The organism is Geomonas oryzae (genome assembly GCF_004117875.1).
Taxonomy (GTDB): domain Bacteria; phylum Desulfobacterota; class Desulfuromonadia; order Geobacterales; family Geobacteraceae; genus Geomonas; species Geomonas oryzae.
Genome location: NZ_RAHW01000005.1, coordinates 305,692 through 320,973 on the forward strand (window position 1 = coordinate 305,692; position 15,282 = coordinate 320,973).

Annotated in this window: 13 protein-coding genes and 4 tRNA genes; 14 read left to right on the top strand and 3 right to left on the bottom strand. The window is 62.7% G+C overall.

What is annotated here, in order from left to right; all coding sequences use genetic code 11:
- The first annotated feature begins 12 nt into the window (after window positions 1-12).
- From D6Z24_RS14435 to D6Z24_RS14460, 6 genes are all read left to right on the top strand, one after another.
- The gene (locus D6Z24_RS14435; RefSeq protein WP_129127301.1) at window positions 13-1,332 is read left to right on the top strand and encodes an ATP phosphoribosyltransferase regulatory subunit; all 1,320 of its coding nucleotides are present in this window, start codon (window positions 13-15) and stop codon (window positions 1,330-1,332) included.
- Window positions 1,325-2,623 (top strand): adenylosuccinate synthase, encoded by a 1,299-nt coding sequence (locus D6Z24_RS14440; RefSeq protein WP_129127302.1) that lies wholly within the window; start codon window positions 1,325-1,327, stop codon window positions 2,621-2,623. The genes D6Z24_RS14435 and D6Z24_RS14440 overlap by 8 nt, the downstream gene beginning before the upstream one ends.
- A gap of 72 nt (window positions 2,624-2,695) precedes the next feature.
- Window positions 2,696-2,771, top strand: a tRNA-Lys gene (locus tag D6Z24_RS14445).
- Between the two features lie 3 nt (window positions 2,772-2,774).
- Window positions 2,775-2,852 (top strand) — tRNA-Glu (locus tag D6Z24_RS14450).
- A gap of 38 nt (window positions 2,853-2,890) precedes the next feature.
- Window positions 2,891-2,966, top strand: a tRNA-Lys gene (locus D6Z24_RS14455).
- Window positions 2,967-3,015: 49 nt separating this feature from the next.
- A tRNA-Glu gene (locus D6Z24_RS14460) sits at window positions 3,016-3,090 on the top strand.
- 64 nt (window positions 3,091-3,154) lie between these two features.
- Here D6Z24_RS14460 and D6Z24_RS21655 read toward each other — a convergent pair.
- Window positions 3,155-3,313, bottom strand: a complete 159-nt coding sequence (locus tag D6Z24_RS21655; protein ID WP_198419560.1) for a hypothetical protein — start codon at window positions 3,311-3,313, stop codon at window positions 3,155-3,157.
- 172 nt (window positions 3,314-3,485) lie between these two features.
- On the opposite strand from D6Z24_RS21655, the gene D6Z24_RS14465 reads away from it, so the two are divergent.
- Window positions 3,486-4,721 carry an MFS transporter gene (locus tag D6Z24_RS14465; protein WP_129127303.1) on the top strand — a complete coding sequence of 412 codons (1,236 nt, stop codon included), beginning with the start codon at window positions 3,486-3,488 and terminating at the stop codon, window positions 4,719-4,721.
- Here D6Z24_RS14465 and D6Z24_RS14470 read toward each other — a convergent pair whose 3' ends face one another.
- Window positions 4,722-4,919, bottom strand: a complete 198-nt coding sequence (locus D6Z24_RS14470; protein ID WP_129127304.1) for an ATP-binding protein — start codon at window positions 4,917-4,919, stop codon at window positions 4,722-4,724. It lies immediately after the preceding gene.
- Between the two features lie 134 nt (window positions 4,920-5,053).
- On the opposite strand from D6Z24_RS14470, the gene elbB reads away from it, so the two are divergent.
- Together elbB and D6Z24_RS14480 are read left to right on the top strand one after the other, a co-directional pair.
- Entirely contained in the window at window positions 5,054-5,710 is a 657-nt protein-coding gene (gene elbB, locus D6Z24_RS14475; RefSeq protein WP_129127305.1) for an isoprenoid biosynthesis glyoxalase ElbB, read from the top strand.
- Window positions 5,711-5,833: 123 nt separating this feature from the next.
- Window positions 5,834-6,421 carry an outer membrane beta-barrel protein gene (locus D6Z24_RS14480; RefSeq protein WP_129127306.1) on the top strand — a complete coding sequence of 196 codons (588 nt, stop codon included), beginning with the start codon at window positions 5,834-5,836 and terminating at the stop codon, window positions 6,419-6,421.
- A 71-nt stretch (window positions 6,422-6,492) separates the two neighbouring features.
- Here D6Z24_RS14480 and D6Z24_RS14485 read toward each other — a convergent pair whose 3' ends face one another.
- Complete coding sequence (locus D6Z24_RS14485; protein WP_129127307.1) at window positions 6,493-8,172, bottom strand: radical SAM protein; 1,680 nt, start codon at window positions 8,170-8,172, stop codon at window positions 6,493-6,495.
- Between the two features lie 203 nt (window positions 8,173-8,375).
- Between D6Z24_RS14485 and D6Z24_RS14490 the strand changes: the two genes are divergently transcribed.
- The 5 genes from D6Z24_RS14490 to D6Z24_RS14510 all read left to right on the top strand — a co-directional run bounded on the left by D6Z24_RS14490 (window position 8,376) and on the right by D6Z24_RS14510 (window position 15,257).
- Window positions 8,376-8,930 (top strand): hypoxanthine-guanine phosphoribosyltransferase, encoded by a 555-nt coding sequence (locus D6Z24_RS14490; RefSeq protein ID WP_129127308.1) that lies wholly within the window; start codon window positions 8,376-8,378, stop codon window positions 8,928-8,930.
- The gene (locus D6Z24_RS14495) at window positions 8,930-10,240 is read left to right on the top strand and encodes an NCS2 family permease (protein WP_162605144.1); all 1,311 of its coding nucleotides are present in this window, start codon (window positions 8,930-8,932) and stop codon (window positions 10,238-10,240) included. The genes D6Z24_RS14490 and D6Z24_RS14495 overlap by 1 nt, the downstream gene beginning before the upstream one ends.
- A 243-nt stretch (window positions 10,241-10,483) precedes the next feature.
- Window positions 10,484-12,472: a methyl-accepting chemotaxis protein gene (locus D6Z24_RS14500; protein WP_129127309.1), complete on the top strand. Its 1,989-nt coding sequence runs from the start codon at window positions 10,484-10,486 to the stop codon at window positions 12,470-12,472.
- Between the two features lie 316 nt (window positions 12,473-12,788).
- Window positions 12,789-13,259: a DUF3015 family protein gene (locus D6Z24_RS14505; protein ID WP_129127310.1), complete on the top strand. Its 471-nt coding sequence runs from the start codon at window positions 12,789-12,791 to the stop codon at window positions 13,257-13,259.
- A gap of 96 nt (window positions 13,260-13,355) precedes the next feature.
- Window positions 13,356-15,257, top strand: coding sequence for an Lnb N-terminal periplasmic domain-containing protein (locus D6Z24_RS14510; protein WP_129127311.1), 1,902 nt, complete (start codon window positions 13,356-13,358; stop codon window positions 15,255-15,257).
- Window positions 15,258-15,282: the final 25 nt, after the last annotated feature.

Genomic DNA, 15,282 nt, shown 5'->3' on the forward strand with positions numbered 1-15,282 from the left:
TTAGGACGACCCGTGACCAACCCCTCATGTATTGAAGCGCCCCTCCCCAAAGGGGTAAGCGATTTTCTCCCGGAAACCGCAGACAAGATCACCTTCATCGCGGACAGCATCCACCGAGTCTTCGAGCTCTGGGGCTTCAGGCGCATGATCACCCCGCTGCTCGAGTTCGAGGACGTCCTCGCGCGCATGGGGGACGAGCTGCGCAGCAAGACCTTCCGCTTCGACGACCGCCAGACCGGCCGCCTCTTGGCCATTCCGCCCGACATCACCCCGCAGGTGGCGCGCGTCGTCGCCACGCGGATGCACGCCCTTCCCCTGCCGCACCGCATCTACTATTCCGGCCGCGTGCTGAGGCAGGCGCAGATGCAGTCCGGCAGAAGCCGCGAGATCTTCCAGTCCGGCGTCGAGCTTATCGGCCTGAACTCGCCCGAGGCGGACGCCGAGATGGTCGCCATGGCGGTCCAGGTACTCAAAGACTTAGGCTTCACCGGCTTCAAGGTCGACTTGGGCCAGGTCGAGTTCTACCGCGGCATCATGGACAGCTCCGGCCTTTCCGCCGAGGTAAAGGCGCAGCTGCAGGAGGCGATCAGCAAGAAAGAGGTCACCGCGGTGCGTTCCATCCTGGAGGCCGCCGGCGCCCCCGAGCGGGTGAAGGAAGAGATCTCGCTTTTGCCAAGGCTCTACGGCGGGCGCGAGGTGCTGAAGGAAGCGGCCCGCATCGCCGGTAACGAGCGCTCGAAAAAGGCGCTCGACAACCTGGCCCAGGTGATCGAGATCCTCGACATCTACGGCGTTGCCGAGCACTTAACCATCGACCTCGGGGAAATCCGCGGACTCGACTACCACACCGGGATCACCTTCGAAGGGTTCGTCCCCGGTATCGGCGAGGCGGTCTGCAGCGGCGGCCGTTACGACGATCTCACCGCGAAGTACGGCTACCCGGCTCCGGCGACCGGTTTCACCTTCAACATCCTCGCCCTGCTTGCCAGCATGGCGAAGCGGCCTGAGGTGGAGGCGTCGAGCAGCCGCGACTTCCTCATCTTCAACAAAAAGGACGAGCGCCGCGAGGCACTCGAGGTGGCGCAGAAACTGAGGAGCCTAGGCTATACATGCGCCAGGGACATCATCAAGCGTGACTTTGAAAGCTCGTTGGATTACGCCAAAAAGACGGACATCCGGATGCTTTTGGTGATCGGCGCCGAGGAGTGCGCGGCGGACCAGCTCTACCTGGTTCGTGTCGCGGACCGGCGCGCCGTCGCCGTAAGCAAAGAGGAGCTGTTCGACAAGGGTCTCGATTTGAAATTCGATCAGGAAGGGGAGAATCATGGCTAACGTCGTTGTAATTGGTGCCCAGTGGGGCGATGAGGGTAAAGGCAAGGTAGTCGACATCTACACCGAGTATGCCGACAACGTGGTGCGTTACCAGGGGGGCAACAACGCCGGGCACACGCTGGTGGTGGGTGACGAGAAGGTCATCCTGCACCTGATCCCGTCCGGGATTCTGCACGACGGCAAGCGCTGCGTCATCGGCAACGGCGTCGTGCTCGACCCGGAAGTCTTCATCATGGAGATCACCCGTCTGAAGAACAACGGGTACCTCAAGGATGACAGCATGCTGCTTCTCTCCGAGGCGCTGCACATCATCATGCCCTACCACAAGCGGATCGACATCGCCCGCGAGCGTAACTCCGGCGCCAAGAAGATCGGCACCACCGGGCGCGGCATCGGCCCCGCATACGAGGACAAGATCGGGCGCCGCGGCATCCGCCTCATGGACCTCCTGGACGAGAAGGCCTTCACCCGCAAGGTGAAGGAGGTGCTCGACGAGAAGAACCTGATCCTCACCCAGCTGTTGGGCGACGAGCCCTTCACCTTCGAGGAGATCTACAACGAATACATGGAGTACGCCAAGGTGCTGCGCAAGTACGCCGCGGACACCTCCCTTCTTTTGCACCGCGAGATCAAGGCGGGCAAGAGCCTCCTCTTCGAAGGGGCACAGGGCACGCTCCTCGACGTCGACCACGGCACCTACCCGTACGTCACCTCCTCTTCCACCTGCTCCGGCGGCGCCTGCACCGGCAGCGGCGTCTCCCCGAGGGAGATCCACGAGGTGATCGGCATCTCCAAGGCCTACGCGACCCGCGTGGGTAGCGGCCCCTTCCCGACCGAGCTGCTCGACGACACCGGCGAGGCGCTGCGCCAGGCAGGGCGCGAATTCGGCTCCACCACCGGGCGTCCGCGCCGCTGCGGCTGGTTCGACGCGCTGGTCGCGCGCTATGCCGTACGGGTGAACGGCCTCTCCGGCATCGCCATCACCAAGCTCGACGTGCTCACCGGTCTTGAGACCATCAAGGTCTGCACCGCATATAAATATAAGGACCAGATCCTCGACGAAATCCCGGCGAGCCTCGAGGTGATGGAAGAGTGCACCCCGATCTACGAAGAGCTCCCCGGCTGGAGCGAGGACATCACCGGCGCGAAGAGCCTCGCCGAGCTCCCGAAGAACGCCCAGGCCTACGTCGCGCGCGTTGAGGCACTCTCCGGAGCCCCCGTGGTGCTCGTCTCCGTCGGCCCTCGCCGCGACGAGACTATCGTGCTCAGGAACCCTTTTGAGCGCGGCTGATTTTTTAATAAAAAGTGTTGACTGTCAGAAATCGATTTGCTATAAGGTTGTTCTTGCTTCGCTGCACTGTTTGAGCCGCTAGCTCAGTTGGTAGAGCACCTGACTTTTAATCAGGTGGTCGTTGGTTCGATCCCAACGCGGCTCACCATCCGTCCCCATCGTCTAGCCCGGCCCAGGACACCGCCCTTTCACGGCGGCGACGCCGGTTCAAATCCGGCTGGGGACGCCACTCAAACAACAGCACAAAGGGGATCTTCCCCATCGAGGGAGCCGCTAGCTCAGTTGGTAGAGCACCTGACTTTTAATCAGGTGGTCGTTGGTTCGATCCCAACGCGGCTCACCACCCCTCAAGGACAGGTTAAGTTTGCACCCAAACTTAACCTGTTTTTTTCGGTCCCATCGTCTAGTGGTTAGGACACCGGCCTTTCACGTCGGTAACAGGGGTTCAAGTCCCCTTGGGATCACCACCAAAAGAAAGGCCGCCTCCCCTTGGGAAGGCGGCCTTTCTCTTTTCTCCCGTCAACTTCGCCCTTATGCTTCCTTCCTCTCCGGCCACACCCGCATGCAGTACGGACATTCCTTCACCTCGTACGGCACCGTATCGCGCAACTGCTCCTGGTCGCGGCTTTCGGCACACCCCCTGGCCGGCGGATAGGTGTGGATGGTGTTCTGCTTGATGAAGTACAGCATGACCTGCCTCCTTTGCTCGAAAAGGATTCGCCTGCGGCATCACCTACAATTGAAGAGTAGGGTAAAGAAGGATGTTGTCAACAATGGGAAACTGGTCTAAAACTCTTCCTGCTGCAGACAGTGTCACGCGTCCAGCACCAATGTCAGTAAATTCCGGTACGGCCCATCCCCTATGACTTCTCTCGACACCGACATGCAGCCCCCTCAGTCCGTGCTCGGCCACGAGCCGTTCCGGCTCTTCTGGCTTGCCCGCGTCTGCTCCTCGGTCGCGCTGCAGATGCAGGCGGTAGCGGTCGGTTGGCAGATCTACGCCCTGACCGGCTCCGTCTTCTACTTGGGACTCGTTGGGCTCGCCCAGTTCCTCCCCATGTTCATGCTCACCCTCGCAGTGGGACACGTAGCCGACCGCTACGACAGGCGGCGCATCGCGGGGGCGTGCCAGGTGCTGGAGGGAGCGGCCCTGTTCGTACTGGCTCTCGGGACGTGGATGGGATGGCTGCAAAAAGAGGGAATTCTCGCTGTCGTCTTCGTGGCGGGCGCGCTGCGCGCCTTCGAGGGGCCGACCATGCTGACCCTGGTCCCTTGGCTCGTGCCGCAGCACCTGATCCCGCGTGCACAGGCATGGTCCGCCTCGGCGAACCAGACCGCCAGCATCGCCGGACCGGCCTTGGGCGGCCTTCTCTACGCGCTCGGCCCCACCACGGTCTACGGCACCGCCGCCGCCCTCTTCTTCTGCGCGAGCTTCCTTCTTTCACGCATCAAGGTGGAGCGTGCCCCCGCAAAGCGCGAGCCGGCCACCCTTACCTCCCTCTTCGCCGGGATCGCTTTCATAAAAAGCCGCCAGGAGATCCTCGGGGCCATCTCGCTCGACCTCTTCGCGGTACTCCTGGGGGGCGCGACGGCGCTTCTGCCCGTGTTCGCCCGGGACATCCTGCACACAGGTCCTTTGGGTCTGGGTCTCTTGCGTGCGGCCCCGGCCCTGGGGGCCCTCGCCGTGTCGCTCTTTCTCGCCCGGAACCCGCTCGGCGGCCGGGTCGGGCGCACCATGTTCGCAAGCGTGTTCGTTTTCGGCGCGGCCACCATCGTCTTCGGCCTCTCCAGCTCCTTCACCCTCTCCATGGCTGCCCTTGCCGTTCTCGGCGCGGCCGACATCGTGAGTGTCGTCATCCGCTCGTCGCTCGTGCAGATCGAGACCCCGGACGAGATGCGCGGCAGGGTGAGCGCGGTCAACTCCATGTTCATAGGGACCTCGAACCAGTTGGGCGAGTTCGAGTCCGGGGTGACGGCCGCCCTTTTCGGCACGGTGCCCGCCGTCTTGATCGGCGGCGTCGGAACCATGCTCGTCGTGCTCTTGTGGATGCGTCTCTTCCCGAGACTTCTGGCGGTGGATCGACTGGGAGGTGATTGATCAGGAGAGGGCGCGCACGGGGCAGGCGTCGACGCAGGCGCCGCAACCGGTGCAATGCTGCGGGAGGACAAGCAGGGCGTACTTTCGGTACCCGGAAACCTCGAGGGTGATGCAGTGTTCGCGGCAGGCGGCGACGCAGCGCCCGCAGCCGGTGCAGCGTTTGGGATCTATTTCGGGAATGTCATTAGGTTGCCGCATTGAATCTGGTCCTTGTCGGTACTGTTTGAGGCCGGTTCTTTCCATTAGGCAGAGCTAAAACCCCTTGCACAGCGAAGGTGCAGCGCTTAGAATATCGCAGTCGACCTAAACTCTACAAGACAGGAGGTTCTTGCATGAAAAAAATAGGCGTAATTCTCTCAGGCTGCGGCGTGCGCGACGGTAGCGAGATTCACGAGGCGGTACTCACCCTGCTCGCCATTGACAGCAACGGCGCCAAGGCGGTCTGCTTCGCCCCGGACGTGGAACTCGACGAGGTGAACCACCTGACCATGCAGGAGACCGGCGCGAAGCGCCGCGTGCTGGTGGAGGCGGCCCGCATCGCGCGCGGCGAGATCTCCGACGTGAAGAACGCGAAGGCCGCCGAGCTCGACGCCATCGTCTTCCCGGGGGGCTTCGGCGCCGCCAAGAACCTCTGCAACTTTGCGGCCGCGGGGCCTCAGGGGAGCGTGCAGCCTGACGTGCTGAGGCTCATCCGCGAGATGGCGGCGGCCAAAAAGCCGATCTGCGCCATCTGCATAGCCCCCGCTGTAATCGCCCTGGCGCTCGGCAAGGATCTGGCTCCGAAACTCACCATCGGTAACGATCCCGGAACCGCCCAGGCGATCGGCGCGACCGGCGCGACACACGTAGACTGCCCGGCGGTCGACTACGTCGTGGACCGAGACAACCTGATCGTATCGACACCCGCCTATATGCTTGCCGGCGGCGTTGCCGAGGCGGGCAAGGGGATCGAAAAGGCGATCAAGGCTACCCTCGAGCTCATCAAGTAGGATCGAGCCGTGCTGCACGTCCACGTCTCTCTCCGCAAAAAAGTTCATTAGGCTTGAAGGCTGCCGCGTTTTGCCCTAAGATGCGGCAGCTTCAATGAACGCTTTTATGGAGGAAGACTACAGATGCGCAAAATGTTATTGCTCTTCGCGGGCGCGCTGCTCCTTGCAGCTCCCCTTGCGGGAGAGGCATCGGCGGAGGAGTTGAGGGGGAGGATCGCGGTGAGCGGCAAGATCGGCATCACGAACCCAGCCGATTCCGAGATGAACAGCCCATACGGCAAGATGGTGGTTTCCAGCGACGCAGGACTGACCGGTGGCGTCGGGCTCATGTTCGGGGTGGATGACAACGTCGCGGTGGAGATGGAAGTGAGCCGCTCGAGCTATGATACCTCGGACTTCGGCGACGCCGACGTGACCGACGTCTCCATCGGCGCCCAGTACCGCTTCCAGGGGCAGCAGCACGTGGTTCCGTACGTGGGTGCAGGACTCGACGTCCTCATCAACGACCTCGATCGTAAGTACACCAACACCACCGTCGGCGCCCACGTAAGCGGCGGTCTGGACTGCTTCGTAAACCGGCAGGTGGCCCTCAACCTCGAGCTCAAGGGGATAGAGTCGTTCAAGGCGGACGTGGACGGTCCCAACGGCAGCGGCAAATTCGACCCCTCCGCGCTCTCCTTCACCGTGGGGGCGAGGTTCTTCTTCAACTAAGAACGCGGCACCGCCGGAAGAACTACCGGCTCCCTCGCCCCTCTAACAAAGGGCGAGGGAGCCAAAACCTCTCAACCCGCTGCTTCCCCGCCAAACGCCTTCAGGTATTCACGCTTCAACCGGCCGGTATCGCCCCCCTCTATGAAATCCCATGGGAGCATCTCGTCGAGCGGCACCTCCCGGTGCACGTAGCCGTCGCAATCGAGTTCCGTCTCCCGCAGCGCCTCCTTCCAGTTACGCAGCCGGTCCGCCTCGATTAGCAGTTCGGCGAGCCTGCGGTCCCCACGCGACAAAAGCGCCTGCTGGTACGCCTCGCGCGGGCTTTCCATCTGCAGCTTCACGTTGGAAAGCCGTCCGAGCGCCTTCTGCAGGAACTTCCATTTCTTCTCCAGCGACTTCACCGGTTCCATGGCGCACCACTGGAACGGGGTGAACGGCTTCGGGATGAACGGGTTCACGGAAAGCTGGATCTCGCCCAAGCGCCGGTTCGCCTTCGCCGCGGCCAGCACCCGCTCCCTGATCTTCACCGTGAGCGCCACCAGCTCCTCCAGGTCCTCCTGGGTTTCGGAGGGGAGCCCGATGATGAAGTAAAGCTTCAGGTTCAATATGTCGTGGCTTATCAGCATGTCGCAGGCGGCGAGGATCTGCTCCTCGTCGATCCCCTTCTTAACGAGATCCCTCAGGCGCTGCGAGCCCCCCTCGGGGGCGAGCGCCACCGATTTCTGCCCGCTCGCCTTTAACGCCTCGATCATCCGGCCGTCCAGGTGGTCGATCCGGAACGAGGAGACCGAGAACTTTCCCCCGGCGGCGACGATGTCGCAGCAGAGATCCCCGATACCGGCGTAATCCGAGACCGCGGCGGCCACAAGCCCCACCTTCCTCCCCTCCCCCACCCCTTGCATCACCTCACGGCGCACGAGCTCCGGAGAACGGGTCCGGTACGGGAGGTAGATGAAGCCGGCGGCGCAGAAACGGCAGGCACGCGGGCAGCCGCGCGAGAGCTCGACAAGGTGCATGCCGGAGAATTCGGTCGCCTCGGTGTGAAGCACGGTGGCGGTGGGGCGGCTTTCAGGGTCGGGGTCCCAGAGGCGGCACACCTTTTCAGGCGCACCCGGCGCGACCTTGAGCGCCACCTGTCGCGGCCCGTCGTACTCTGGCTCGTAGAGCGACGGGACGTACACCCCGGGGAGGGCGGAGGCCTCCGCCAAGAGAACCCGGCGCGACTCGGCCCCGCGCTGCAAAACTTCGAAGAGCCCGGGGAGGATGGGTTCGGCCTCCCCGACGCAGACGAGGTCGAGGAAGGGGGCGATCGGCTCCGGGTTCAGGAAAAGTGCCGCCCCTCCCGCCATGACAAGCGGCTGCAGCGGCGAGCGTTTCGCCGAGAAAGGGTCAATCCCGCTAAGACGGAAGATCACGGGAAGGTTCAGGTAATCACTCTCGAAGGAGATGGAAAAGGCGATGAGGTCGAACGAGGAAAGCGGACGCTCCGTCTCCAGCGAAAGGAGGGTCTCCCGCGTCCGCTCCATCTCCTCCAGTTCTTCCCGCTCCGGCAGAAAGGCACGGTCGCAGGTGACACCTGGTAGGGCGTTCAGCATGGCGTAAACCGCCTGGAAGCCCAGGTTGCTCATGGCGGAGTGGTAGCGGTTGGGGTAAACCAGACAGCAGGAGAGGCCTCCGCCACCTTTGCCGGTGACCGGGCCGCTTTCGCCTGCCAGAAGGGCGCGTTTTCTTTCGATGATCTTCCAAGACATTGCGACAAATTACCATCTTTGGGCGAGCGGGTGAAAGAAAAAAGAAGGAAGCGCCGTTTGCCGGGCCGCCGAAACGACCCGCATCCCCCCCTGCGCACCCCGTATACGGGAAACCTCAACTAATGAAAGTTCAATTACTTGTTTTTACACGACTAATCTGCTATGGTTCGGCAATTTCAAACAAATGTTCCGAAGGAGCGGTAATGGTACTCAAGGACATGGAGGACATCCGTAACAAGGCGGATTGTCTCAAGTCGGAGCAGGAAGTCGAGGAGGCGCTGTCACGCATGGCGCAGGAGATTGCGGAGCGCCTGGCCGGAAAGGACCCGGTCGCGTTCTGCATCATGAACGGCGGGTTGTTCGTGACCGGCAAACTGGTGGACAAGCTCCCCTTTGCCCTCGAGCTGGATTACCTCCACGCCACCCGTTACGGCGCGGAGCTTTTCGGCGGCAACCTGCTCTGGAAGGTTAAACCTGAACGCTCCCTGAAGGGACGCACGGTGCTCCTGATCGACGACATCCTGGACGAAGGGGTGACGCTCGCCGAGATCACCAAGTTCTGCCGGGAGGAAGGGGCGGCCGAGGTGTACACGGCAGTCCTCGTGGACAAGCTGCACGACCGCAAGGCGCCCGGCGCCAAGGCCGACTTCGTCGGTCTCGAGGTTGAAGACCGCTTCCTGTTCGGCTGCGGCATGGACATCGCAGGATACTGGCGCAATCTGCCCGCACTCTACGCTATGAAGGAGCAAAACCAGTAATGACCTCACGTATAGCCTCTTACTTCCAGTTCGCTCGTTTCGGCACCACCATGAAGCGTGAGATCATCGCCGGTCTCACCACCTTCCTCACCATGGCGTACATCATCATCGTCAACCCGGCCATCCTCGAGAACGCCGGCATCCCGCGCGGCCCCTCCACCACCGCAACCATCATCGCCGCCGTCTTCGGCACCGTACTCATGGCCTTCTTCGCCAACCGTCCCTTCGCCATCGCGCCCTACATGAGCGAGAACGCCTTCATCGCCTTCGTCGTCGTCAAGGTAATGGGGTATTCCTGGCAGACTGCGCTGGCCGCCGTCTTCTTCGCCGGCGTCATCTTCACGCTGCTCACCCTGTTCAAGGTGCGGAGCTGGCTCGCCGAGTCCATCCCGCTTTCGCTCAAGTGCGCCTTCGCCACCGGCATCGGCCTCTTCCTCACCTTCATCGGCCTGAACGAAACCGGCATCGTGGTGCTCGGCGTCCCCGGCGCCCCGGTGAAACTTGGCGATCTCTCGCACCCCTCGGTGCTCCTCGCCGTCTGCGGTCTTCTCTTCACCGTGGTGCTCATCTCCCGCAAGGTGCTCGGCTCCATGATGATCGGCATCGTGGTCACCACCATCGCCTCGATCATCCTCAAGGTGACCCCGCTGCCGCAATCCTTCGTGAGCATGCCGCCGGACATCACCCCGATCCTTTTCAAGCTCGACTTCGCTGGTGCGCTCACCCCGGGCTTCTTCCCGATCATCCTAACCATCTTCATCATGGCCTTCCTGGATACCGTCGGGACCCTGCTCGGCCTCTCCATGCGCGCCGACCTCCTCGACGACAACGGCAACCTGCCGGAGATCGAGAAGCCGATGCTGGCCGACGCCCTGGCCACCGTCGCCGCGCCGCTCCTCGGCACCACCACCACCGGCGCCTACATCGAGTCGGCCGCCGGCATCGAGGAAGGGGGGCGCACCGGTTTCACCGCGCTCGTCACCGCCGTGTTCTTCCTCCTCGCGCTCTTCTTCGCGCCGCTTTTCACCATCGTCCCGGCGCACGCCTACGGCATCGCCCTCATCGTGATCGGCTCCTACATGATCAGCCCGCTCGCGAAGATCGATTTCGACGACTTCACCGAGCTAATCCCGGCCTTCCTGACCGTGGTACTGATGATCTTCACCTACAACATCGGGGTCGGCATGACCGCAGGCTTCATCGCCTATCCCCTCATGAAGGGGGCGACCGGCCGCATCAAGGAGATGAAAGGTGGCATGTGGGTGCTCGCGCTCCTGTCGCTCTCCTACTTCCTCTTCGGCGCCAAGTAAACCGACGCCGCCACAACCGGCAACACGGGGCCGCCGCATCGAAAGGTGCGGCGGCCTTTTTTTTGCGCCCCCCTTTCTTCCCGTCCCACGCTTTCCGTCTCATTTTTCGCTAAAGTTCCCGCAGCGCAGCGCCGATATGAAAACGAAATTCAAAACCTCTTCACTGTAACGAGAAGAAGCACGTTGCGTCGCGGCCGAAGGCAGGGGAGGCCGGAACATCCCCGCAAGAAAGGAATACCCGTCATGTTGAAGAACTTGAAGATACGCACGAAGCTGTCGTTGATGATCGCCGTTCCCGTCCTGGGCATGGTGCTCTTCTCACTCTGGAATGCAAAGAAGGACTACGCGCTGCTTGAGGGGTTGGTCCAGACCCAGAAACTGACGGCTCTCGCGGTGCAGGTGGGAGAGCTCTCCCACCAGATCCAGAAAGAGCGCGGCTACACATCCGGCTTTCTCAACGCAAAAGGGACGAAATTCAAGGAGGAGCTTGCCGGGCAGCGTGCCAAGGTGGACAAGGCAATCGAGGATGTGACCGCTTTCCAGAAAAACAACGAGGACTCGGTGACGCTGGTGAAACCGAGCCTCGATACGGCCGCAGCCGCCATTGAGAAGCTGAAGGCGACCCGCGCCGGGATCGACACCCTGCAGGTCACCGGCGCCCAGGCCTACACCTTCTACACCGGCCTCATCAACTCCTACATGGACGTAGTGGCCGCCGTCGCCACCACGAGCGGCAAGCGCGAGGTGATGCGCCAGGCAACCGCCTATTACAGCTTCGTCAAGGCCAAGGAGGAGACCGGCAAGGAACGCGCGACCCTGAATGCCGTCCTCGCCGCGGATACGCTCGACCAGGACAGACTGCAGCGCACCATGACCATACTCGCGGCACAGCAGGACTACCTCGACCTGTTCCGCAAGTTCGCCTCACCTGAGGCGGTCAGCGCCTTTGATGAGAAGGCGAAAACCCCGGTATTCTCCAAAGTCGAGGAGATAAGGGGGGCGGTGCTATCCAGGGGGATCTCCGGGCACTTCGGCATCCCGGCCGAGACCTGGTTCCCGGTCATCACCGAGAAAATCGACACCATGAAGGAGGTCGAGGATGTGCTCACCAAGGAGATCCTCGCCACCGCCGGCGGGCTCGCACACAGCGCCAAGGTCACCCTCATCCTGAGCCTCGTGTTCGCGGCCCTGGCGAGCCTCGGCACCTGCCTGCTCGGCTTCATCATCACGGCCGGCATCACCAGGCCGCTCTCCCGGATGCTCGGCATGCTGAAGGACATCGCCGAGGGGGAAGGCGATCTTACGAAAAGACTCGAGGTGGGACGCAAGGACGAACTCGGCGAGGTGAGCACCTGGTTCAACCGCTTCATCGACAACGTGCACGGCATCGTCGCGCAGCTGTCCAGCAACACCCTGCAGCTCTCCGCGTCCTGCCAGCAACTGAGCGCAACCGCGGTGCAGATCGCAACCGCAGCCGAGGAGGTTGCCTCGCAGTCCGGCGCGGTCGCCACGGCTAGCGAGGAGATGAGCGCCACCTCGAACGACATCTCCGCCAACTGCTCCCAGGCAGCGGAGTCGTCGAACCGCGCCAGCGACACGGCGCGCGGCGGCGCCATGGTGGTGCAGCAGACCCTGATCGGCATGCAAAAGATCGCCGAAAGGGTCCAGGAGTCGGCGCGGACGGTACAAAACCTCGGCACCCGCTCCGACGAGATCGGAGCCATCGTAGGTACCATCGAGGACATCGCGGACCAGACGAACCTGCTTGCGCTGAACGCGGCCATCGAGGCGGCCCGGGCCGGCGAGCAGGGACGCGGCTTCGCCGTGGTGGCCGACGAGGTGCGGGCGCTCGCGGAGAGAACCACCAGGGCCACCAAGGAGATCGGCACCATGATCAGGGCGATCCAGGGTGACACGAACGGGGCGGTGACGAGCATGAAGCTCGGCGTACAGGAGGTGGAGAGCGGCATGGAGAGTTCGCGCCGCTCCGGCGAGGCCCTCGACCAGATCCTGAACGCCATCGGCGAGCTCACCACGCAGATCCACCAGATCGCCACGGCGGCCGAAGAGCAGACCGCAGTGACCGGCGAGATAACCGCCAACATCGGCACCATCACCGGGGTGGTCTCCGAGACGGCAAACGGGGCGCACGAGACGGCAAGGGAGGCGACGCAGATGTCCACCCTCGCCTCGGAACTGCAACAGATCGTCGGGCGGTTCAAGCTCGCATAAAACCGCTAGGCACAAGCTCACGACCGCTGCATTTTCGCGGCATCTACGCAGAAGACGACAAAGACTCGCCGGGCCTCGTTGCTCTGCGCAGCATGGTTCATCCAATAGCCCCCCCTTCTCACAGGGGGGGCTATTCATTGCACCCGCTCAGCGCGCTCCCACATCCATGCCGGGTGCCGTCGGCATTGATCCAGCCCGCCCCGCATGCAAAGTGATGACTCCCGCGTCGGGCATCGATCTTTTTGCACAGGAAGGTTGACAGCAAGAAAGGTCCCCTTATACTTGGTGAAAATTTCCTAAAAAAGGAGACCAAAACATGAAAAAGGTACTGATCGCTTTCTTACTCACCCTCTTGAGCAGTGCTTCCGCTTTTGCCGCCGGCCAAGCCCATACCAACGTAGGATGCGGCCTCGGCACCATGATCTTCCAGAACAAGGCCGACAACTCGATCATCCTCCAGGCCTTCCAGGCCACCACCAACGGCACCTCGGGTTCCCAGACCTTCGGCATCACCTCCGGTACCTCCGAGTGCCAGCAGCCGAGCAAGATCGCCCAGAACGAGAAGCTGAACCAGTTCGTGCGCGCGAACATGGACAACCTCGCCAAAGACATCGCCATGGGCAAAGGCGAAACCCTCGACACCTTCGTCGAGATGCTCGGGGTGCAAGGGACGGACGGGGACGCCTTCAAGGCGAAGCTCCAGGCTAACTTCAACAGCATCTTCACCTCGGACAAGATCGTGATGGCGGAAGTCATCGACAACGCGGTGGCGGTAAACAACAACTAGGACAGGGCAGCCTTTTCTCAGTCGGGTGCACGGCGCAAGCTGTGCACCCGTTTTTTTGTCTGTCGCACCGTCTCAAACCATGCTATGAGCACTGTAATGATCCGATCCCTGCTGCACCACGCCTTCCTCATCTTCGCGCTCGTACTCTGCACCGCCGCCGCATCCGTTGCGGAGGATGCCGGCGCGTACCCGGAACAACTGATACGGAAAGCGAGGGAAACCCGCCTCGCCGAGCAGCGGGGATGGCACATCCTGCTGCACTACAAGAAAACGCTCACCGGCGGCACGACAAGCCGCATCTCCGACCCCGCCTTTTTCCTCTCCCGCTCAGGCAGAACCGACCCCGAGGCGGAGCTCGAAGCGACCATCGGTGCGTTTTTCACGCCATTCGCTCCCGACGGGGAGCACCCCATCTGCCGCTTCCCGGCGCGCCTTGCCTGGCTAAGCGACCAGCTGCACATCGACCCGGCGCGGCTTCCGCTTGCCGCTTGCTCGGAACAAAAGGAGCAGTTGCGCACCATAGATGCGCGCTCCGCGGTCCTCGTCTTCCCGGTCGGACACATCAACAGTCCCGCCTCGATGTTCGGGCACACCCTGATCCGCATCGACGGCAGCAGCAAGAGCAGCCTCATCTCCTACGCGGTGAATTACGCGGCCGACGCCAACGACACGAACGGTTTTCTCTACGCCTTCAAGGGGCTCTCCGGCTTCTACAAGGGGTACTATTCCCTGCTCCCCTACTACGAGAAGGTGAAGGAGTACGCCGACCTCGAGCACCGCGACATGTGGGAGTACCGGCTCAAGCTCTCAAGGGAGGAGGTGGAGCGCCTGCTCCTGCACGCCCTGGAGTTGCAGAAGATCTCCTCGGACTACTACTTCCTCGACGAGAACTGCTCGTACAACCTCCTGTTCCTGCTCGAGGCGGCGCGCCCGACGCTGCACCTGTCGGACCAGACCGGCGTCTTCGTGCTGCCGACCAACACCATCGACATCGCAAGGCAAAGCGGCATCCTCGAGGACGCGCTCTACCGCCCGTCGCAGGGAAGGCGCATCGCGCAGATCGCCTCGCTGCTTGACGAACAAGGGCAGCAGGCGGCCCTCGAGCTCGCCCGGGGGAAACGGGAGGCGAAAAGCCTGCGCGCTTTCGGTGCGAGCGAGGAGCAAAGGCGGGAAATACTGGACCTGGGGGCGGAGCTCATCCAGTTGCGCCTTTCCCGAAAGGAGCTTCAGCAGCAGGACTACAACCGGCTCTACCTGAAGATCCTCGCGGAGCGGAGCGCGCTCGGCAAGGGAGAGGCCGCCTACGACATCGCCCCCCCTCCCCCTCCCGACGCCGGGCACCGCACCAGCGCGGTCGGCATCGGCGGCGGGGTGCGCCGCGGCGACGGTTATGCGGCAATTCACCTGCAACCGGCCTTCCACGGTCTCCTCGACCCGGACCAGGGGTACCTTGCCGGGGCGCAGATCAAGTTCTTCGACACGCTCGTCGACTACGTCCCGGAGCAGGAACGCCTGAGGCTGCGCACCATGCACCTGCTCGACATCCTCTCCGCCGCCCCCAGGGACCGTTTCTTCAGACCTTTCTCCTGGAAGGTCGCAGCGGGATGGGACACCGAGGTGATGAAGGACGGGCATGATTCGCTGATCTTCCGGCTGAACAGCGGCGGCGGGCTTGCGCGCAGGTCCCCCTTCGGCGGCATCCTGTACGCCTTCGCCGAGGCGGACGTAAACGCAGGGAAAAGGGTGCGCGGGTCGGTTGCCGCGGCCCCCGGCGTGTCGCTTGGCGCGCTCGAGCAGGTGCGCGACTGGTGGAAGGTTCAGCTTCTGGGTGAGGCCTTCTTCTACGTTGTAGGTGACGATCGCATATCGCTCAAAGCGAGTCTCGCGCAGAACTTCAGACTGGCACAGCACCAAAGCCTGGCACTGGTCCTGAGTTACGGCGATGTCTCCGGACACGCCGTCCCAGAAGCAAGGGCTCTCCTTAACTGCTACTTCTGAGGTAACTTCTCTTTTAGTGATTCAA